The following is a 21,048-nucleotide window of genomic DNA, read 5'->3' on the forward strand; positions in this document are numbered from 1 at the left end:
GAAACATCATTACAAGCGATCAAATCTAAATCTTTAGACACCAGTTTGCCACGAGCATAGCGCTCGATATCTTGCGTTTCTGCCGCAAAACCAACGACAAACAGCGCTGGATGCGCAAGCGAAATCGTCGCTAAGATATCAGGATTTTTGACCAAACTCAGCGTCATAGCATCTTGGGTTTTTTTAATTTTTTGCGGGGCAGCTTCTTCAGTACGATAATCAGCGACAGCCGCCGTGGCAATAAAGATATCCGCCATTACATTTTGATTCTCGCTATGAGCATGCTCCTCATCATCAATATCATGGCTGTGGTTATGACTGTGGCTATGATCATCGCCACAATCACACTCGCCATGATGTTCATGTTGATGGCTATGGTCGTGATCGTGAGAATGGTCGTGCTCATCTTCAGGCACATACCGTAGCGCACTGTGCGTACCATCCACGCACTGCTGGGCTGCTATCAGCATCTCTTTAGCCGACAATACATCAATGCGCGTGACATTCAGCGGTGTCGGCAGTGCCACTTTGCCACCCGCAATCAAAATAACGTCTGCACCAGCAGCCACGCAAGCACGTGCTAATGCAAATCCCATCTTGCCAGTAGAGTGATTGGACAAGTAACGCACCGGATCGATAGCTTCTACCGTCGGTCCTGCAGTAATCACCACTCGTTTACCGGCCAATAATTGCGGCGTGGTTTGCATGGCGTTAAATAATAATACTTCTGCCAATAGCTGATCAGGTTCAGGCAAACGCCCTGCTCCCAGATCACCGCAGGCTTGCTCACCGCTAGCAGGTTGAATAATCTGATAATTCATATCGCGCAGGGTTTGGACATTGAGATTGACCGCAGGGTGCGCCCACATCTGCTGATTCATGGCTGGCGCAATGATGACTGGTGCCGCCGTTGCAAGGCATACGGTTGTCAATAAATCATCAGCCATGCCCATCGCGAGACGCGCAAGCGTATTTGCAGAGGCTGGCGCAATGATGATTAAATCTGCCCATTTCGCCAATTCGATATGCCCCATCCCGGCTTCTGCTTTTTCATCGAGTAATGAGATATGCACCTCATTGCCAGTCAAAGCTTGCAGGGTCAGTGGCGTAATAAAAGCTTGTGCCCCTGTGGTCATAATGACACGCACCTCAAAGCCTGCCTTGATTAATAGGCGGGCAAAGATAGCAGATTTATAAGCGGCGATACCGCCAGTGATAGCAAGCACAATATTGGACATAAGCATGGCATCAATAAAAAGTTGAAAGATAAAATTGCGCTTATAGTAACAATTATGAGATAAGTTGGGTAAGAATTTCCGTATTTACTCAATATATCTGACAGCAATCCATTCTCAAGGAGTGACAATGGCGATTAAAGACTGGCATGAAGATGATAGACCACGTGAAAAACTACTAAAATTTGGGGCAGCTCATTTATCTGATGCCGAGATATTAGCGATATTTCTGCGTACAGGCACGCAGTCACAGTCAGCTATCGAATTGGCGCGTCATTTGATCGAGCAATTTGGTAGCTTGGCAGAATTATTGGCGGCGCCGCAAGAGGATGTACTGGCTTGTCATGGTATTGGTCCTGCCAAATACGCGCAGATATTGGCCTCACTTGAGATGGGCACGCGTTATTTGGACAGTCAGCTTAAAACTGGTCACGCACTTGGGCGCTCGCAAATGGTCAAAGACTATATCAGCACTCAGCTGCGCGGGGAGCATCGCGAAGTCTTTGCGGTACTTTGCTTAGACAATGCGTTAAATCTCATTAATTTTGAGATACTATTTACTGGCGGCATCTCCTCTTGCTCCGTCTGTATCAAACACGTTCTACGTCATGCCTTGAGTCACGCCGCCAGCCAACTCATCGTCGCACACAATCATCCGCATACCGATGCGACCCCTTCAACGGCAGACAACTTATTAACTTACGAGCTAAAGAAAGCCTGCGATTTAATCGATTTATCCTTGGTAGACCATATCATTGTTGGACGCAATGAGACATTATCTTATGCCGAAAGCTGCTTAGCGCCCTTTGGATAACTGATTACGACTGTTATTTTTGCCTATATGAGAAAATCTTGATACATATAATCGACACAGCGTAGCATTTTAGCTATTGATAGTTATCGGCAACTGTTTCATATTGATGGCTAAATTTGTCTTTTATTTGTCTGTCACTGGTTAGGTAGTTATCAAAGCCACTTTTGTAAAATGCTCAACAAATTAAAATTAATCATAAAATATGCTACAAAATCCATAACGGCTCATTGGTTTAATTTGGTCACCAGACCCTTAAACATCAGCAAAAATAACAACAAGATTTATTCAAATACTTTAATACACATACATTTTTCGCGCTTTTGGTTTAGCGTTATAAAAGGAGACAGTCATGGCAATTGGCTTATTTATTTTGGCAATCATTATTCAATTAGCCATGGTTTTGGCCATCTTTTTATTGTCCCTATCACGAGTCACAGGCAGTATCGTTGCCCTAGTTACCGTCCTTGTCACCGCCTTTATCAGTCCTTGGTCGCTTATTTTGGGCATACCAATCGCTTTACTTTGCATCGTTTTGCTCGTCGCTCCTATTCGTCAGTCACTGATTACCAGACCTGTTTACAAGACTTTGGGCGGGGCAATGCCGAGCATGAGCGATACCGAGCGCGAAGCACTGGATGCGGGTACCAGCTGGTGGGAAAAAGAGCTGTTTATGGGCAATCCCGACTGGGATACTTTTGCTCAATATCCCTATCCAGAGCTGTCGGCAGAAGAGCAAAGCTTTATTGATAATGAAGTAGAAGTACTATGCGCCATGCTTGATGAATGGAAAATTCAGCATGAAGACAAAGAGCTGTCGCCTGAAGCGTGGCAATTTATCAAAGCCAATGGATTTTTAGGCTTAATCATTCCAAAAGAGTTTGGCGGTTTAGATTTTAGCTCTTATGCACAAAGCCGTATCATGAGTAAAATCGCTTCACGCTCGCCAACCGCTGCGGTTACCTGTATGGTGCCAAACTCGCTCGGCCCTGGTGAGCTGTTGATGCATTATGGTACGGACGAACAAAAACAGCGTTGGCTACCCGGTCTTGCCAAAGGTGACGAGGTGCCTTGCTTTGGTTTGACGGGCCCAGAAGCTGGCTCCGATGCTGGTGCGATTCCAGATACAGGGGTGGTTTGTTATGGTGGGCATGAGGGAGAGCAAGTGCTCGGTTTGCGTATGAACTTTTCTAAGCGCTGGATTACCCTCGCACCTATCGCCACGGTCGTGGGGTTAGCATTCAAGATGCACGATCCTGAAGGTTTGCTTGGCAATCCTGATAAGACCGATTACGGTATCACTTGTGCGCTTGTGCCTGCCAGCCATGAAGGTGTCATCATAGGACCACGCCATAATCCAATTGGCTCGCCATTTATGAATGGTACAGTCGATGGTAAAGACGTCTTTATTCCACTAGATTACATCATCGGTGGCGTCGAAAATGCGGGTCGCGGTTGGCGTATGCTGATGGAGTGCTTGGGCGTTGGTCGCGGCATCTCTTTACCAGCTTTATCAACCTCAGCCAGTGAAATGACGTATCTGTCTGTCGGTGCTTTTGCCAAAGTACGCGAACAGTTTAAAATCTCTGTTGGCAAGTTTGAAGGCGTCCAAGACGCCACCAGCCGCATGGCCAGTAACACTTATATGCTAGAGGCATTTCGTCACCTCGTCACCTGCGGTCTGAACCAAGGCGGCACACCATCAGTGATGACGGCAATGGCAAAATATTATGCGACTGAAACCATGCGCAGTGTGGTTAACGACGGTATGGATGTGGTTGGTGGTCGCGCGGTACAGATGGGTCCACGTAACTTTTTGGCGACGCCTTATCAAGCCATTCCAGTATCTATCACGGTTGAAGGCGCAAATATCTTGACGCGCTCGCTCATGATATTTGGTCAAGGCGCGATGCGTTGCCATCCTTATCTCTTTGATGAGCTGCAATTGCTGCAAAGCGAAGATAAAGAAGGCGCACTCAAACAGTTCGACACACTGTTTTTTAAACATTTGGGTTATACCTTTAATCGCGGCGCAAAGGCATTTGTCGCAGGTTATGTCGGTGGCAGTAATCATGCACCAAGCTTCGCAGACAGCTTTACTCGTCCATACTACAAACACATCAACCGCCTGAGCGCAAGCTTTGCCTTAACGGCTGATATGGCGTTAGGGTTGCTCGCTGGTGACTTAAAACGTAAAGAGATGCTGTCTGGACGCTTAGCTGATATTCATAGCCATTTATTCATTAGCACTGCTATTTTGCAGTTTTATGAGCATGGTACTAAATCAACGTCCGAACGCTTGCATGCTGAGGTTGCCTTACAAAATAGCTTATATACCATTCAAGAAGCTTTTGAAGCCTTTTTTGCAAACTTCCCTAATCGTATGGCGGCCAGTTTGGTCAGTTTTGTGACTTTCCCCAGCGGCTCTATCTTTACGCCGCCAAGCGATGAGCTCAAACGCAAGCTGGGCGATGCTTTTATGGATGACTTTGAAGCCAACCCGTTCCGTGATTACCTCAAAACCATGGTCTATTATAATACTGAAGCCGATGATGTCACTGGACGTATGGAACACGCTTATCAAACGCTACTGAGCATCGAGCCATTATGGCAGAGGTTTAAAAAGGCTGAACACAAAGACAGTTTTGAAGGGCTTACTTTTGAAGATCATGTGGTATATGCCAGCCAAAACGGCGATATTACCGAAGAAGAAGCTGAAGTGCTTATTCAGTACAACGCCATACGCTTTGACTCATTATTGACTGACGTGTTCGATAAACATTTATTTCACGCTCAAGAGCGCACCAATCCACACAGCCTTGATAATGCTGTACAGCAACTGACGGACTATGCACAATTAAAAAATGACGCGCAAGCTAGAAACGGCATTGCGACAAACATGACAGCTGAAAATGATGTCGACTCTAATGATTTGGGTACGCCCGTCAATACAGACAAACCAACTGGCGATGCCAACCCCAATCATGGTTATGAGAGTGACGGTGATGTAGAAATGGTTAAAGAGCAAGATACCATTGAGGAGGTACGTGCACAGACCGATTTTGATGAGTCTGAGCCTGAGGTGGAAGCACTAGATCATCGCCACCGTGACGCAGAGTCACACTTAAGTGAACGCATGAGTAACAACCATCGTCTGAATCAACATAATGCTGACGACCTAGAGCGTTCTGAAATATCTGAAGATGCAGAAAATGTGAAGAATGATATAGACAAACCTGCCGCTACTGATTCTAAATGGCAGGATGGTCTACGCCGTGATGAAAGTGACAAAGTCTAAAATAAAAAGCTTTGATAATTCTTAAAATGACAAGCTTTGAAACAATAGGCTTTTAAATAACAAGCTTTGAAATAACAAGACACAAAAGAATCAGGCTTAAAATATTTAAAAAATAATAGATGTTAAGGCTGCTATAGTCGATTCAATTTAAAAGTAGTACAAGGCAACCGAGTGTAGATGTATATTTAATACTTCAAGCGAGGTTAACGCAGTAATACTTTTATAGTGGAATGACTATAGAAGCCTTGCACGATACATTCTGACCATTCACTTAGAAAAGACTGCCCCATTTGAGCAGTCTTTTTTTAGTTATGAATCTCCATTTTTAACCATTAAGGCGTGTTTGATGATTCAACCATGGCACTGACAGAGACTGTTTTTTAGGCAGCTCAACATTAAAAATAGTCAGTTTAGTCATTCTAAGCGTCTACTTTTAACAATGAAATGGCAAAAAACAGCCCTGTCTCCCTCTATTAATATTGGAAATAATACTAAATTCTCCCAGCTCCATATAAAAAATATGTTATAAAACTAATTAAGGCATGAGCATTACCGTCATTTTATGCTTTGTCTAGAACAGTTTTGGCGATCAGCCGTATCTATTTTTGAATGTTCAACACGCCTTAATATTGGTCAATATGCCTTGTCATTTACCTACTTTACTCGCGAAAAATTCGGCGCAGATAACTTAACTATTGATTTATATTACCTTAGTCATAAAAAAACGTTGCAGTATCCTTAACAATTATTTTATATTGTGCCCCGAAAACGTGACACTAAGTGGAAGTTGAAAGAATTTAATAGACGTAGCAAGAGCGGTGATAATAATGGCAACAATCACATTGATGTGAGCAGCCTATCTATTCGCTACTGGGGCACGTACACAAAGGATATAAGTTATGTGGAAAAATATGGGACTGACCGGCAAGATTATTGTCGCTATGGTACTCGGTATCATACTGGGATTGTTTATAAACTATTCAGGACTGAACGCTGAAGGCGGTTTCATTCATACGTACATTACCAATGGCTTCCTCGCCATTGTCGGCAAGCTATTTGTCAACTCGCTCAAAATGCTAGTCGTGCCTTTGGTGCTGATCTCACTGATTTGCGGTGTTTGCGGTATTGGGGATATTCGTTTGCTTGGTCGCATCGGCACCAAGACATTTCTTATTTATATGATGACAACAGCTCTGGCTATCGCAACAGCGATTGGGCTTGGCGTGCTATTTGGTATCGGTAAAGGCATGAATATCGAAACCGAAGCGGCATTTGAAGCAGCTTCAGCACCACCACTGCTAGATGTGTTCTCTAATATTATCCCATCAAACCCCATCAGCGCGATGGCAAATGGTGATATGTTATCGATTATTTTCTTTGCTATTTTGATCGGTGTTAGTATCTTGATGGTGGGTAAACCTGCCAAAGGCTTAGTGCAGAGCTTAGAATTAATCAATGAAGTCATCTTAAAAATGGTGACCATCATTATGAATCTTGCGCCTTATGGTGTATTTGCGCTATTGACCAAAGCAATGGCAGAGCTGGGTTTAGACTTGATTTGGTCACTGCTCGGTTATGTGGCGGTATTGGTCGGCTCATTGGCATTCCATTTCTTTGTCACTATGATGATTGTACTCAAAGTCTCTTCAGGCTTATCCATCAAAACCTTTTTGGCAAAAATGCGCGAAGTTCAGATTTTTGCTTTTAGTACGTCAAGCTCGAACGCGACGATTCCTATTACCTTGCGTACGGTAACCAAGCGCATGGGTGTCAATAACTCAGTTGCTTCATTTACTGTTCCATTTGGTGCGACCATCAACATGGATGGTACCGCCATCATGCAGGGCACGGCGACCATTTTCATTGCCAATATTTATGGTATTGACTTGGGCGTGACTGAGTATCTAACTGTCATTCTAATGTCCGTTTTGGCTTCCGTCGGTACCGCTGGTGTACCGGGTGTTGGTCTGATTATGCTATCAATGGTATTTGCCCAAGTCGGTCTACCTATCGAAGGCATCGGTCTTATCTTAGGTGTGGATCGTATCCTTGATATGTTACGTACCGCAGTGAACGTCGGTGGCGATGCTGCTGTGACGGCTATTGTGGCAAAATCAGAAGGCAAAATGGATTTGGCTATTTATAACGATCCTAACGCTGGCGCAAAAGACGTGTTTGATGGTCACATTGATGAAGACAATGAGCGTGAATTCTCTGAAGTCTTTAGTGATGGGATCATGGGCAGTGAGTACGATGATATCGATCGTCGCCGCTAGGCACTCGCATTGAATAGATTTTGATAATTTATTCACGATACATAAAAAACCTCAGTCATATTGGCTGAGGTTTTTTTCTTTGCTAAATACATTTACTTGATGAACAACAATCAACCAAAAACGTATTTGGTTACCATCGCCAAGCATACCACTACAATCATCGGACGAATCAGCTTACTACCGCCCTTGACCACCATATGAGAGCCAAAATACGCGCCTATCGTTTGTCCCACCATCATGGCAAGCCCTACTTTCCACAAGACATTACCGCCCAAAATAAAGAATATTAACGAGCCAATATTGGTCGATAGATTCAATACCTTTGCTGCACCTGTTGCTTCGATAATTTGCCGACCGCGCAACGCCACGTTGCCGAGCGCAAAAAACATCCCTGTGCCTGGTCCAATATAACCATCATAAAAACCAATTAATGGTGCAACCACTTTTTGCCATTTGCCTTCTGAGATACGCGGCGCAGCTTCTACTTCGCCAAGTCGAGGCGCAAACAAGGTATAAATCCCGATAGCCGCAATCAAAAACGGAATCAGTGTCTCAAGCAGATCTGGCGGCGACATCTGTACAGCGATAGTGCCAAGAACAGAACCGATAAAAGCGCCAACAATAGCTACTTTGATACGTTGCGGTTTGACCACCCCTTTTCTAATCATCGTAATAGAGGCTGCTAGCGCACCTGAAGCGGCTTGTAGCTTATTGGTACCGAGCGTTAGCACTGGTGGGATATTGGCGAGTAACATGGCGGGGATGGTCAATAAACCGCCACCACCAGCGATAGCATCAATAAAGCCTGCCAACGCTGCCACAGCGGTAAGCATTAATATAACCTCTAACGAAAGCGATAAGTCCATGACGCTGACCTGTAAATTTTATGATGGAAAATGAGGAAGTCCTAAAAACTGGCTTTAAGAACAGGAAATAAAATATTAGTAGCAATGTTGCTATCAACTTTGCTATTCATTAGCTGATAGTACTGCTGATATGTATTAAAGCTGTGACAGAACATCACAAAATGCCAATCATTATAAAGATAAAACGCTAAAAAAAGCCAAAAACGTAAAAAAGTCTGCTAGATTTGTCTAACGGCTTAATAAGTATCTAAAATAAGCAGCGATTGATTAAAAGTATGTAACGACTTATAAGGCTTTTGTCTGCTCTATCGACTTTATAATATCGCTATTATTAATGTGACAGGCGGCACTTATAACTTTTGGTTGACGTATTTTGTTGTCTATATCAATAAGAGTATGAGAAACTGTTGCTGTCTATCATGTCTTTATGAGTCGTGTCATAGATATTTGAGGTTATTGGATTAATTTGTAATTCGTGTTTAGCAAATGAGGATGATATGGCAATACGCAGGATTAAAGCATTTTTTGAATTTGAGGCAGCGGGCGGTATCGTCCTAGCATTGGCTGCCATTGCTGCAATGATTATTGCCAACTCCCCTCTTAATGTGTGGTATGAGGGCTTTATTCACGCACCCGTTGCCATTCAAATCGGTGAGTTCGCTATCGCTAAAGACGCTCATCACTGGATCAATGACGGTTTAATGGCGATTTTCTTTTTTTTAGTGGGACTTGAGCTAAAGCGTGAAGTGTTGATCGGTGAGCTGTCTAATGTTAAGCAAATCATCTTGCCAGCTGGTGCGGCGCTCGGTGGCATGATTATGCCAGCGATTGTCTATCTACTTTTTAACTATAACGAGCCTGAGTTTTGGAAAGGATGGGCGATTCCAGCCGCGACTGATATTGCTTTTGCCCTAGGTATTTTGAGCTTATTAGGCAACCGCGTCCCCAACTCTTTAAAAGTATTTTTAGTATCGATTGCTATTTTTGATGATATTGGCGCCATTTTAATCATCGCTTTATTTTATACCAGTGATTTGTCATTAGAGTCATTGGCAGTGGCAGGTCTATGTCTACCTTTCTTATACCTTCTTAATCGTCGCAACGTCACCAGCATCACGCCTTATCTGCTGATCGGTGTGATCATGTGGATTGCGGTACTCAAGTCCGGCATCCATGCCACCTTGGCTGGCGTGGTCTTAGCACTATTTATTCCTATGTTTGACCGTACTGATCCTGAGCACTCACCACTAGAAGAGCTAGAGCACGATTTACATAACACCGTTGCCTTCGGTATCTTGCCATTATTCGCATTTGCTAACTCAGGCATATCTCTCAAAGGTGCAGGCTTCGCTGAGCTGTTCCATTCAGTACCGCTTGGTATTGCGGCCGGTCTATTCATCGGTAAGCAACTGGGTGTGATGATCATGTGCTGGTTAATCTTTAAGCTTGGTATCTCAACCATGCCAAGAGGCATGAACTATAAGCAGATTTACGGTGCAGCCTTACTCTGTGGTGTTGGTTTTACCATGAGTCTGTTCATTGGCGGTCTGGCATTTGCTGGTGAAACAGCCTTATTTGATGAGCGCTTAGGTATTATTATGGGCTCAATCGTCTCTGGTATCGCAGGTTACCTCATGCTCAAAGTCAGCTTGAAAGACAATGTAAGCGGCACCTCAGTCGATCTGACTCGCCCTCATTAATAAGAAGATAAGCCACCTAAAGGCGATTTAGCTTATCGGTGGCTTATGATTTTATAGTTCACGTACTTTGGCAGCCGAGCATGGTTCATTAAAAGTATTTTTCATTAGCCATATCAGCACTTGCATCAATAGCCATAGAAGAGAGAATCATGCGACAGTTTGTACTGCGGCCTTCGTTAAGCTTGGCGCTCCTTGGTAGCATTGTTTTACTATCAAGCTGTGCCACGCTCTCTAAGCAGGAGTGCCTCGTTGGTGACTGGCAGGCTATTGGCTACAATGATGGCGTGGCAGGTTACCCATCAGACCGCCTTGCATCACATGCCAAAGCCTGTGCCAAGGCCAGTGTTGCCCCCAACTATCTGGCATGGGAGCGCGGTCGCCAGCTGGGTCTTAAGCAATACTGCACGACCAGTAATGCTTACAATGTCGGTCGGCGCGGACGTCAGCTCAATAATGTTTGCCCCTTAACCTTGGCGAACACACTGCAAACTGCTAATCAAAAAGGCTTAGACTATTATGCATTAGACAGTCAGTTAGACAAAGACAAGCGCCTCATAGAAACCTACCAAGAAGAGTTTGATAAGCTAGAAAGTGGGGCGATGTTAAACTTTGCTAATGAAAAAGAAGCACGCGCGCGTCTACTATCATTAGCCGACGAGCTGCGTAAAGCCAAGCACCGTATGAACACCACGCAAAGACAATTAGAAGCTCTAAACCAGTCAAATAGCTATTAATACTATTGGCCTTGTGAAATAATCTAATAGGAAAATATTTGGTAAGAAGGCATTTGGTAAGAAGGCATTTGATAAATATGGATTCAATCAACATAACTGATAAACAGACGGCTGCTACTTTGAATCACCAACAACCCTTAATAAAACCTTATCAGCGTCACGGACGGACGACCGCGATTGATGACCATAGCGACTTGCAAGTATTAAAGCGCATCAAGCGTTATTTATTGCCAAAAGACTTCGTTATCTCGCAAGATTTATTAAATGAAATAGTCGCAGGCTACGATATTGGCGATTCACTGGCAGATACATTGGCCGCTGACGGCATTCGTTTTGCAAAGCCTTTACAGCAACTTATTATCAGCGACAGTAGCAGTAGCAGTAGCAGTAGCAGTAGCAGTAAATTCGATGCTAATCTCACAAATAACCCTGCATTTAACGCCTTAGCTGAACAATTTAGCCATCATCCCACTTGGTTCGATCCCAAGCTTGCCCAAATCGGTGCGGTTGCCTATCGACGCTATCCGCTGATGCTGATTTGGCTATTACGTAATGTCGCCCTGATGGCAGGCTACAGCATTCCTGCCCTCTCCCTGCCGCTCATTCAGACAGGCGCATTGATGCACGATGCCCTACCGCGCCTGATGCGTACTTACGCTTATATCCTAGCCGTCTCTGAACATCCCCCATTACACAAGCCAAATACAAGCGCGCGTAATCAACGTCAGTCTATCGATCAAGTATTGGCGATTGGCTCAGAAGGTTGGCGGCAATCAATCAAGGTGCGGCAAATTCATACCCTAGTACGGCAAAACTTGCTCAAAGGTAAAGGCAATGCTGCTAAAGGCGTCATACGAAATGCCGACCAACATCACAACCCAGATGGCAGCTGGAATACTGATTATTGGGGTCTTCCTATCAATCAAACCGATATGATTGCTACTCATTTGCAATTTTCATTGTTGATTATGCGCGGGTTACGGCTGCTTGGCGCACGCATCAGCACTGAAGAAGCGTCAGGTATTCTGCATCTATGGAATCTTGCCAGTTATTGGATGGGGGTTGACTTAGATCGCCTGCCAAAAGATGAAACCGCCTGTTGGGAATGGCTTTATACCTATTTATCAATTCAGCAACTTGATTTTAAAATGGGGCAACCATTAGCAAAGGCTCTGCATGATTTGCCACGTCAGCTGATGGGCGAAGACAATCGGCGGGGGCGTTTCGTTGAGATGGTCAATGCTAGCGTGACCCGTACTTTGGTCGGCGATGATATCGGCGATGGGCTGGATTTGCCAAAATCAAAAATCCGCTTTGGTGTCTTATCATCGGTGCCGATTCTTTTTACTCTCGATACGGCACGCCAACACAATCAAACGATAGCTGAAAAATTAGAAGCTTTCCGTGCCAAACGCCAAGATAATATGAACTGGTGGCTAAAGAAAAATGACGAATATTATAAGTAAGAGATTATAAATAAAGCATAGTAGCTAAAATAAAACGAATAACGTTTAGACGTCAGCCGTTAGCCGTTAGCCGCCTTACGGATTAATTACGCGTATTTTGGATACGATAATACCACTCAAGCTGCCGATCAAAGCCTGTTTCTAGCAGACTGGCAATGACTCGTCCTGTCAGACCCCAAACCGTTTCACCATCCACTTGCCAGCTAGGCGTGAGAATAGTCGCGATCTTATCTTGCATTGCATATTCTACCGCATACTCGACAGTAGGCTGAGTCAGCAAGGTTTCAAAATCTGCCCAAAAAATGCGCGAGATTTCGCCAAGCTCAGGTACCAATAGTAAATCTGGCGCAATCAGCGCCACAATAGGACGCACACTCATACCACTTTTAGAGGTTTGAATGGGCAATTGACCAATTAGCTGGACTTTATTAGGTGGTAGTGCCGTCTCTTCACAGGCTTCACGCAAAGCGGTGACGACATTATTACCGTCGCCTGCGTCATGTTTACCACCAACGCAAGAGACCTCGCCAGCATGGCTGTTCATGTGCGCAGCGCGGCGTGTCAGTAGCAGCTTTGGATGGCGTTCATGGGTAATGGCAACCAATACCGAGGCATCGGCAATGGGTGTTTGATACAAGCTATCTAGAATGCGAGTGCTACGAGAAGTGCTCGCATCATACAGCGCAGGACTGGTAACGGCATTTAAGGTCTCATGCTGCACCCGTTCCGCCAGCGTTCTAATAGTGGGATAACGAATAAAGTCCGGCACAGCGACTGAAAACTCATCAAAACGTAGCGACTGCGGGGGAAGTAACATGATTATTGCCCTATATTTTTATTAGAATTAAGCATCGGATGGTGGAGCTTATCTCTCGCAATGTGTACAACGCTTGCGCCAGAGTTATTGCTACGCGTATCGCATCTACTACATGTTGGTTTCCATTCATTCATCGTTATGCTTGGCGACGTAAAGTGGCATTTTTTAATATCCCCTACTCTGATAGATGCGCGCGCTTTGCTGGTTACCCTTACTTAGAGCAACACCAGTCGCGGAAGCCATTACTCTTGTTGTTGGTAAAGCTATCATTCAATAGTTAGCGTGAGTCTAGCCTAGCGCAATCTTATCGTGACTGCATATACTTTATGTGACTGTCCTGCTTTGCCTGCTGATGCATTCATTAATAGCAACCGTAGCCGTAAGCAGTTGCGCAAACCTGTGTGCTTGTTATTATCACTGCCAGTGTGATGAGAATTTGTGTTATCTTAGGATTAACAGCTATGATCACATAACATCTGATAAGCTAAAGTCATACTATTTTATAAAATAAGAATCATAATTTTTCAAAGAACGACAATCCTTTTTCTCATTTCTATTTATCATGTAGATTTATCATTAAATAAGGCAGTTGATATGCGCTATTGTTTACAATGCGGTCATGAAGCGGAACGCAAAATACCAGCCACGGATAATATCCCACGCTTGGTATGCCCCAATTGCCACTATATTCACTATGAAAATCCAAAAGTGATTTGTGGCTCACTCGTTGTGCATAAGCATCGGGTACTGCTATGTCGCCGCGCGATCGAGCCACAGTATGGCTTATGGACACTGCCAGCTGGCTTTATGGAAAATGGCGAAACCATGGCAGAAGGGGCCGCTCGTGAAAGTTTTGAAGAAGCAGAAGCGGTCGTCATCAATCCGCATTTATATTGCTTATATGATATTCCTGATATCGGGCAAATCTATAGCATCTATATCACTGAGCTAAAAGACGGTGCTTATGGCATCGGCTCTGAAAGTCTTGATTGTGCGTTATTTACTGAAGAAGATATTCCATGGGACAAACTTGCCTTTGAAGCGGTACGTCGTACCCTAAAAAGTTACTTTGCTGACCGCAAGCAATACGATAACCATGAAAATTTCCCTATTCATCAGGATATCATCGGTAAAGACCAAGCGATCAAGCGCTACTAACCCTAAGCATATAAAGAATAGAGTTATAAACATAACGTTATAAAAAATAACCTTATAAAAAAATCAATTGCTTTACAAAAGTGGTTGGTAAAAACCATTGATAAGTCTTATGCTAAGTTTTGAATATAGCCACTTATCAATGGTTTTTTATTGTCTGAAGTTAATCGTTTAAGCCGACTTGCGAGAATATTATGCTGACTTTATTGCAACGCTCTTTACCTCTATTACCGCTGACCATCGCCATGACTCTAACCAGTATAAGTATCACCAGCCATGCGGAAGATGCACGGTTAACCGCCAAACAATCCGACCCACAAACGCTTGGCTGGATGCAAGGTTTTCCGCCGCCTGCCGATAAACTGATTACTCAACTTTCCTCTAATTTTTTTAGTTTTCCCAAGCTGCGTTGGACGGTCTGTCATATCCGTGAGTTGATGCCTACCACTGACGTCAGTCGCGGTATCGGCGCGCCTTCCAAGCTCAGCTATGAGTTAGATAAAAATATCGATGCCATCACCTTTATGCCTACTAACAGTAAGCGCCTAATGACGTGGAAGCAATCACTGGATGCCAATTATACTGACGGCATTATGGTCATGCATCATGGCAAGGTGGTATACGAGCGCCAAAACGGCTGCCTCAATGAGCTGGGCAATCATGCGGCGATGTCGATGACCAAATCAATGACTGGGCTGTTAGCAGAAATCCTCGTGACCGAAGGTAAGCTTGACGATAAAGCTTTGGTGTCCTCTATCATTCCAGAGCTCAAGAACAGTGGCTTTGGTGATGCAACCGTACGCCAAGTCATGGACATGACCACAGCGCTAGATTATAGCGAAGACTATGCTGATCCTAATGCCGATATCTGGAAGTATTCAGAAGCGGCAAGCCCACTACCAAAACCGAAAGACTATAAAGGACCCAATGGTTACTTTGAGTACCTGCAAACAGTTAAGAAGAACGGCGAACATGGGGAAGCATTCAACTATCGAACCATTAATAGCGACGCGCTAGGTTGGATTATTTCGCGTACGACTGGTAAAGCGGTGAATGCATTACTCTCTGAACGCATCTGGCAAAAAATCGGCGCTGAACAAAGCGCCTATATGACGGTCGATGCTAAAGGTACGCCGTTTGCTGGCGGCGGTCTTAGTGCAGGTTTGCATGATATGGCACGCATTGGTAGCTTGATGCTCAATAAAGGTGAGATTAATGGTGAGCGCTTATTCCCAGCTGCGGTCGTTGATAATATCGAAGCGGGTGGCGATAAAGAGGCTTTTGCGAAAGCCGATTATAAGCAGCTGACTAACGGCAGCTACACAAGCATGTGGTGGTTATTTAATAACCCCACGCCCATCTATGCAGCACGCGGCGTCCACGGTCAAACTGTCTATGTCGATCCAGCAGCCGATATGGTCATTGTGCGTTTTGCGTCATACCCAGATGCCAGTAACGGCAAAATAGACCCGACTTCTTTACCTGCCTATAAAGCAGTCGCCAATTACTTAATTAGAAAGTAGTTAATCATAGTGAATGCACAATAAAAGCTGCCATTTTTAAAGTGGCAGCTTTTAAATATGAATATAGCTTTGAGTGTTATAAAATTAATTTAATCTGTTGTTTTCACCATTTGTCCCATAAATAAAATGGTACCGGTCGGCTTATGATAAATAGTATAAATAAACGGATGATCCGCTTTGAATTCAATAGGAATTATCGGCTCTTCCTCCTCCGAAGCGTCCGCAATCATCTCAATGACTGTCGCTGCTGTGGCTTCTGTTCCAATCTCATCTACCTCTATTACTGCTTGATGAATCACCTTATTAAACTGGAGTTTAAAGTCTTTACTAAATTCTGAGAAGTCAGCGCCATCTGTAAAAGCGCTTGGCATCCCCATACTTATAAGTGTATCAGCCATGGCGGCATTTTTTATATCCATTTTAAACTTGGGCAAATATAGATCAATATCTTTATCAGAAAACTGTGTTTGCCACGCTGTAATTTTTTTAGCTGACAGCAAATCAATCAATTGTTGAAATGCTTTTTTACTTGTCTCTTTGGGTAGTATCACTATCATAGCTATTTCATCGCCAGCGTATGGCATATCAAGGATCTGTGCTTGCTCATCCTCGATATAACCAAACCATGCATTTTGATGCATCATATTTACTACCGATTCGCTATTAGCATTATTCGCCTGCTCAAAAGTACGAAACGGCATGGGCTCAGTAAATCCATCATAAAACTCATTTGCCCAAGCGCCTTTAAAATAAAGCGCGTTGGTCAAGACGGTACGCGTTGATTTACTGATATCGTCTTTTGATAGTATCCTTGGTATAAGATTATTAGTCTGTTTAGCAATGGACTGGTTGATGGTTTGTATAGCCAAATCAGGATCATTAGCGAAATCAAGTGATCCGACATTGCCAGCTAGATATCGGCTTATATTATCTAAATAATTTGAGTTAAGGCTTAATCCCTTTTGAATCCATAGCTCATTAACACTAGACAAGCTATAGTTTGCGCTAGGACGGTTTAGCTGATTGTATAACCTTGCTGCATTAGGTAGCATCTTATCCACTTCTGGATAGCTGAAGACTTGCTTAATCTCATCATAAGTGAGCCCACTGGCACCGATATAGCCGAGCATCATGGCTGAGGAGATACTATAAGGAGAGAATACGAGATTATCCACAGGCTTATCTTGATTGAGCTGTTGATACATCTTAATGGCAAAGTCATTATTTGCAGTAGCTAAACTTTGAATGCCTTCTACTGTAGCCTTTGAGTCATCAGCTGGCGTAAATTGCTTTTGTAGATAATTCAGTGAATCTACTGTCTCCTCTTCTACAGTAACATCATCTTCTATAGTTGAGCTTGAGCTATCACAGCCTACAACAAATAGCGCCAATAGCATCGATATCGTTAATGAAGATAACGGCACAGCTGCGCGGCTAATAGCTTTACGAAAGCCCATTTTATTATTTATTTTTTCCATAATTTCTGCATCCACCAAAGGTTGTAAAAGACCACGGCATAGTTGACAAGAAAAGCTACAAAAGCTAATAATGCTATAATTTTATAAAAGCCATCACCGCTAAGCTGTGACCAACTAACGCCCATAATGTCAAAATATAGTAATAACCGCGATGTTTAAGATAATAACTAGCGACGGCTAAACCGCTACAGCATAGATTGTTTAAAACAAAAATAAAAGCAGACAATACTTTAGTATTATCTGCTCTTTTACTATCTACACTTTAGCTTTGGCTATCACTTATTAACTTTTAATTTTACAAACGTTAAAGCCAAGCTCTTTTACCGCTACTTCTTTATCATAAGGCGCGAGTACTGCACGTACGTGCTTTTGCCCTTGTAGATATTGCTTGGCGACGCGCTGCAAGTCTGCCACGGTCACGGCCAATATTGAGGCACGCATTTTACGCTGCCAGTCGACGCCGCGATGATGCAAATCTGCAAAGCAGGCTTTAACCGCCTCCCCTGCTGGAGAGCCTGGCTTATCCATTCCTGAGATGATACCTAAGATGGCCTCTTCTAATTGCTCATCGGTTTGCGGTTCATTCAATAGCCACTCGATACTGGCATCAAAGTGCGCAAAAGTTTCAGCACACTGCGGATCACGGTAGCTAAAGAACTTAAAGGCACAGGCATTGGCATCGTAGCCCGCACCGCCGCCATAAGCACCGCCGCTCTCACGAATAGCGCTATGCAGATAACCATTGCGTAGATAAGACGCTAATACCATCAAGGCTGCCGTATCTGGATGATCAGCCGCTGGCACGGTATAAGCACTGGCATTATGATAGACGTTGGTTGGCACTAGCCACGCCAAGTCTTCAACATCGAGCGTCACATCACTTTCTAGCACTTTGACCGCGTCTTTCTCACCATTTAACGCCGCATCAAGTTGCAATTCGGCAAACTCGCTTGGGATATTGGCGTCGATACTCGCATCGGTATTTTTTAACTGCGCTGCAATTTTTGGCGCTTGACTGTCTTTCCAGCTATCAACGATTAAATTGCTTAAGCGTTCGGTTTGCTCCGCTTCACAGATGATAACCGCGTGCTTAGGCAAACTAATTAGACGTTGATGTAAGTCCATCAAACTGGTTGCTAATTTATCCCACTGTGCATCATCGCTACTGGCATGGGTTAAGAAGTCTTTTAGCGCGTTCAATGCTGGCAAACCACTGCGCACATATTCTAATTGCGCTTGGCGACTCATACCACGGCTGGCGGTTTGCATGGCATAAGAATGCCCTGAACCAGCAAGGTTTGATTGCCAGCCTGCTTGACGCTGCTGCAAGATTTCTTTGATACGATCATGCTCACTAAAGATACTGTGTTCCATGACTTCTTTGAGCAAATCAATCGCTTCAGGTTTACGATTGAGTGCGCGCGTTGCCACGACGAAATAGCTGCTAATCGCTTGGCTGTCATCGACATTGGTACGCTGGCTGATTCTAGCAGTCACCCCTGATGAATGCGCCGCTTGTTTGGCCTGCATTTCATGCGCGCTGAGCGAATCTGTACCCAATTCTGACAATAAGCTCAAATAGATCGGCAATAGCGGATGATTAATGACTTCATTAACGGGCAGCTCGCTTGTATCCTCATTACCAATCGCATCAGTCAACGGTACAATTATTTGATAATAATATAAGCCATTAGTGCCTGCTTCATATTCAAATAACGTACTTTCTTTGCCACTTAAATTAATCTGCTTTTGCGTGCCTTGTTTAAAGCTGATATCGGTTGGAACGTCTTCTAAACCCACTTTTGGCAATAAGCTTAAATCATCAGGCGCTGCTTGGCGCGCTGCCAAATCAAGTGCTTGTTGTTTTAAGACGGCTTTATCATCAGCGGTCAAATCCATCTCGATGGTATCAAGACGGGTCTGCTCAGCTGCCGCCAAACGGGCGGTTTTTTCACTATCAGGCGTCATGGTCACACGGACACGGTGCTGATTATCAAGCAAATGCTGCTTGATTAAATTCGGTAACCATTGCGCATCTTTTACTTGCTCACGTAGCCACTGCAAATGCTCATCAACTTCCCAGACATCGATAGGATTACCATCATGAATGGCAGTGCTAAAGCCTTCTAGCATGAGATTTAGACCATAGGGCATGCTATCGCCGCCGATATGGCGCTGATCGATCTCGATTTGATGCAGAATCGTCTCAATCGTTTCATCATCAATCGGTTTGCTCGCCACTTGTGTAAGCAAATCAATAATGCCCTGTTCTACCGCTTCGGCGTGTTCAGGGTTTGAACCGCGCAGACCGGTATAAAAGACCATTTCATAATGACTGTCATCCAGCCCTAGTAGCGGACTTGGTGCTTTACCAAGTGGATGGCTATCCAAATAAGCACGTAACGGTGAGCCAGCATGTTCAACCAACACGCCTTCTAATAAACGCAATGCTAAACGCTGCTTCGGATCAGTAATCGATGGTAATAACCATGCAATCACATGATGCGTTTGGTCAGGCCCTGCTTCGTCAGCCGTATAAGTATCAACCGCACTAATCGGTGCAGACAGGCGTTTTTCAGGACGTGAGACGTGTTTTTTACCTGCTTCAAACTGAATCAAGGCATCTTCATGGATTTTGGCTTGGGTTTCAGCGACTGGAATATTACCAAAGCTCATNNAATTCAACCAGCTCAGTATGGGTCAAGTCAGGAATATCGGCAGGATCGCCGCCCGAATTATAGTGATACGTCGTCGTTGGGAATAAATGATGGGCGACCGTATGATACAACTGGTCAATCTCACCACTCATTGCGCCTTTCATTTCATTAAAAACGATGCCTTTAAATTGCGGCTTGTCATTTTCGTCTAACTCTACACGAATGCCTTCTTGGGCAAAATCCAGCGGATGAATATTTGGAAAAAACGAGGCATCCAGATAAACGGCTAGCAAATTAAAGTAGTCGTTTTTATTTTGCGTCGCATACGGATACGCCGTCCAATCGGCAGCGGTCATCGCATTCATAAACGTGTTTAATGAGCGTTTAATCATTGAAAAAAATGGGTCACGAACGGGGAACTTCACAGAGCCACATAAAGCCACGTGCTCTAAAATATGCGCCTCGCCTTTTGAATCCATTGGCTGAGTGCGAAAGCCAACCAAAAAGGCATTTTCGTCACTCGGATGTGCCAAATGGTAATGCATCGCTCTTGTTTTGACGTGTTGGCTTATTAATACGTCCATCGACAATGCATCGATATGGCGATGCTCAATCAGCTCAAAGGCAGGATGCAAAGTTAGATCAGTAGTAGATAACGTGTCGGTCATAATTTTCCTTATGGATTGCTCTAATTTTATTTAGAATAATATGCGATTAATGACTAAATCTAGCCAGTGGCGATAAAATAGAATCAGAGTAAACAATAGATAAATAGTGTATGTAATACTTATCGTAGGGTCTTTTTTATATGCTATTCATATAAAAATATTGTGAGTATTATTGTGATTAACTTATGAGTAATATTCAAATTTAATGGCATGTACCCGTGCATCATTTTAAATGACAGCAATGCGCCGGTATAAATTAAAAAGAATTTGCCTAACGGAATTAGATGGGGTTCGCACCTTCATAAGTCAAGATACTGTAGTAATAAAGATGACCAATATGGCAGAATGTCGGATTTTCACAAAG

12 protein-coding genes and 1 pseudogene are annotated in these 21,048 nt (G+C 43.8%); 8 read left to right on the forward strand and 5 right to left on the reverse strand.

Annotated features, from left to right (window positions below):
- Positions 1–1,238: bifunctional phosphopantothenoylcysteine decarboxylase/phosphopantothenate--cysteine ligase CoaBC (gene coaBC, locus B2575_RS13590; protein WP_296240562.1), on the reverse strand; the 1,238-nt coding region annotated here is incomplete at its 3' end.
- 127 nt (positions 1,239–1,365) lie between these two features.
- On the opposite strand from coaBC, the gene radC reads away from it, so the two are divergent.
- The 3 genes from radC (at position 1,366) to B2575_RS05985 (ending at position 7,620) form a co-directional block, all read left to right on the forward strand.
- A complete protein-coding gene (radC, locus tag B2575_RS05975) occupies positions 1,366–2,049 on the forward strand; it encodes a RadC family protein (RefSeq protein WP_296240554.1) in 684 nt (227 codons plus the stop codon).
- A 349-nt stretch (positions 2,050–2,398) separates the two neighbouring features.
- Complete coding sequence (locus B2575_RS05980; protein WP_296240555.1) at positions 2,399–5,344, forward strand: acyl-CoA dehydrogenase; 2,946 nt, start codon at positions 2,399–2,401, stop codon at positions 5,342–5,344.
- A gap of 899 nt (positions 5,345–6,243) precedes the next feature.
- On the forward strand, positions 6,244–7,620 hold the full coding sequence (locus tag B2575_RS05985) for a dicarboxylate/amino acid:cation symporter (RefSeq protein ID WP_045444003.1): 1,377 nt from the start codon (positions 6,244–6,246) through the stop codon (positions 7,618–7,620).
- A 110-nt stretch (positions 7,621–7,730) separates the two neighbouring features.
- On the opposite strand, the gene B2575_RS05990 is transcribed toward B2575_RS05985, so the two are convergent.
- Entirely contained in the window at positions 7,731–8,486 is a 756-nt protein-coding gene (locus B2575_RS05990; RefSeq protein WP_045453480.1) for a TSUP family transporter, read from the reverse strand.
- Positions 8,487–8,983: 497 nt separating this feature from the next.
- Between B2575_RS05990 and nhaA the strand changes: the two genes are divergently transcribed.
- The 3 genes from nhaA to B2575_RS06005 all read left to right on the forward strand — a co-directional run bounded on the left by nhaA (position 8,984) and on the right by B2575_RS06005 (position 12,386).
- Positions 8,984–10,186, forward strand: a complete 1,203-nt coding sequence (nhaA, locus tag B2575_RS05995) for a Na+/H+ antiporter NhaA (RefSeq protein ID WP_045444001.1) — start codon at positions 8,984–8,986, stop codon at positions 10,184–10,186.
- A gap of 149 nt (positions 10,187–10,335) precedes the next feature.
- A complete protein-coding gene (locus tag B2575_RS06000) occupies positions 10,336–10,920 on the forward strand; it encodes a DUF2799 domain-containing protein (RefSeq protein WP_238034024.1) in 585 nt (194 codons plus the stop codon).
- 77 nt (positions 10,921–10,997) lie between these two features.
- The gene (locus tag B2575_RS06005) at positions 10,998–12,386 is read left to right on the forward strand and encodes an oxygenase MpaB family protein (RefSeq protein ID WP_296240556.1); all 1,389 of its coding nucleotides are present in this window, start codon (positions 10,998–11,000) and stop codon (positions 12,384–12,386) included.
- A gap of 82 nt (positions 12,387–12,468) precedes the next feature.
- On the opposite strand, the gene B2575_RS06010 is transcribed toward B2575_RS06005, so the two are convergent.
- Positions 12,469–13,203: an NUDIX hydrolase gene (locus tag B2575_RS06010; protein ID WP_055124790.1), complete on the reverse strand. Its 735-nt coding sequence runs from the start codon at positions 13,201–13,203 to the stop codon at positions 12,469–12,471.
- Positions 13,204–13,797: 594 nt separating this feature from the next.
- Between B2575_RS06010 and B2575_RS06015 the strand changes: the two genes are divergently transcribed.
- Positions 13,798–14,361 carry an NUDIX hydrolase gene (locus tag B2575_RS06015; RefSeq protein WP_045453478.1) on the forward strand — a complete coding sequence of 188 codons (564 nt, stop codon included), beginning with the start codon at positions 13,798–13,800 and terminating at the stop codon, positions 14,359–14,361.
- 191 nt (positions 14,362–14,552) lie between these two features.
- Complete coding sequence (locus B2575_RS06020) at positions 14,553–15,881, forward strand: serine hydrolase domain-containing protein (RefSeq protein WP_296240558.1); 1,329 nt, start codon at positions 14,553–14,555, stop codon at positions 15,879–15,881.
- Between the two features lie 89 nt (positions 15,882–15,970).
- On the opposite strand, the gene B2575_RS06025 is transcribed toward B2575_RS06020, so the two are convergent.
- Positions 15,971–17,359, reverse strand: a complete 1,389-nt coding sequence (locus B2575_RS06025) for a serpin family protein (protein ID WP_238034021.1) — start codon at positions 17,357–17,359, stop codon at positions 15,971–15,973.
- A gap of 282 nt (positions 17,360–17,641) precedes the next feature.
- A pseudogene (locus B2575_RS06030) lies at positions 17,642–20,684 on the reverse strand (insulinase family protein).
- Between the last annotated feature and the right edge of the window lie 364 nt (positions 20,685–21,048).

The sequence above is a fragment of the Psychrobacter sp. UBA6739 genome (genome assembly GCF_002453835.1).
In the GTDB taxonomy this organism is placed as follows: domain Bacteria; phylum Pseudomonadota; class Gammaproteobacteria; order Pseudomonadales; family Moraxellaceae; genus Psychrobacter; species Psychrobacter immobilis_A.

Excerpts from the sequence above, each read along its gene's own strand:
- radC (WP_296240554.1), top strand. The coding sequence starts at position 1,366 with ATGGCGATTAAAGACTGGCATGAAGATGATAGACCACGTGAAAAACTA.
- B2575_RS05980 (WP_296240555.1), top strand. The coding sequence starts at position 2,399 with ATGGCAATTGGCTTATTTATTTTGGCAATCATTATTCAATTAGCCATG.
- B2575_RS05985 (WP_045444003.1), top strand. The coding sequence starts at position 6,244 with ATGTGGAAAAATATGGGACTGACCGGCAAGATTATTGTCGCTATGGTA.
- B2575_RS05990 (WP_045453480.1), bottom strand. The coding sequence starts at position 8,486 with ATGGACTTATCGCTTTCGTTAGAGGTTATATTAATGCTTACCGCTGTG.
- nhaA (WP_045444001.1), top strand. The coding sequence starts at position 8,984 with ATGGCAATACGCAGGATTAAAGCATTTTTTGAATTTGAGGCAGCGGGC.
- B2575_RS06000 (WP_238034024.1), top strand. The coding sequence starts at position 10,336 with ATGCGACAGTTTGTACTGCGGCCTTCGTTAAGCTTGGCGCTCCTTGGT.
- B2575_RS06005 (WP_296240556.1), top strand. The coding sequence starts at position 10,998 with ATGGATTCAATCAACATAACTGATAAACAGACGGCTGCTACTTTGAAT.
- B2575_RS06010 (WP_055124790.1), bottom strand. The coding sequence starts at position 13,203 with ATGTTACTTCCCCCGCAGTCGCTACGTTTTGATGAGTTTTCAGTCGCT.
- B2575_RS06015 (WP_045453478.1), top strand. The coding sequence starts at position 13,798 with ATGCGCTATTGTTTACAATGCGGTCATGAAGCGGAACGCAAAATACCA.
- B2575_RS06020 (WP_296240558.1), top strand. The coding sequence starts at position 14,553 with ATGCTGACTTTATTGCAACGCTCTTTACCTCTATTACCGCTGACCATC.
- B2575_RS06025 (WP_238034021.1), bottom strand. The coding sequence starts at position 17,359 with ATGGAAAAAATAAATAATAAAATGGGCTTTCGTAAAGCTATTAGCCGC.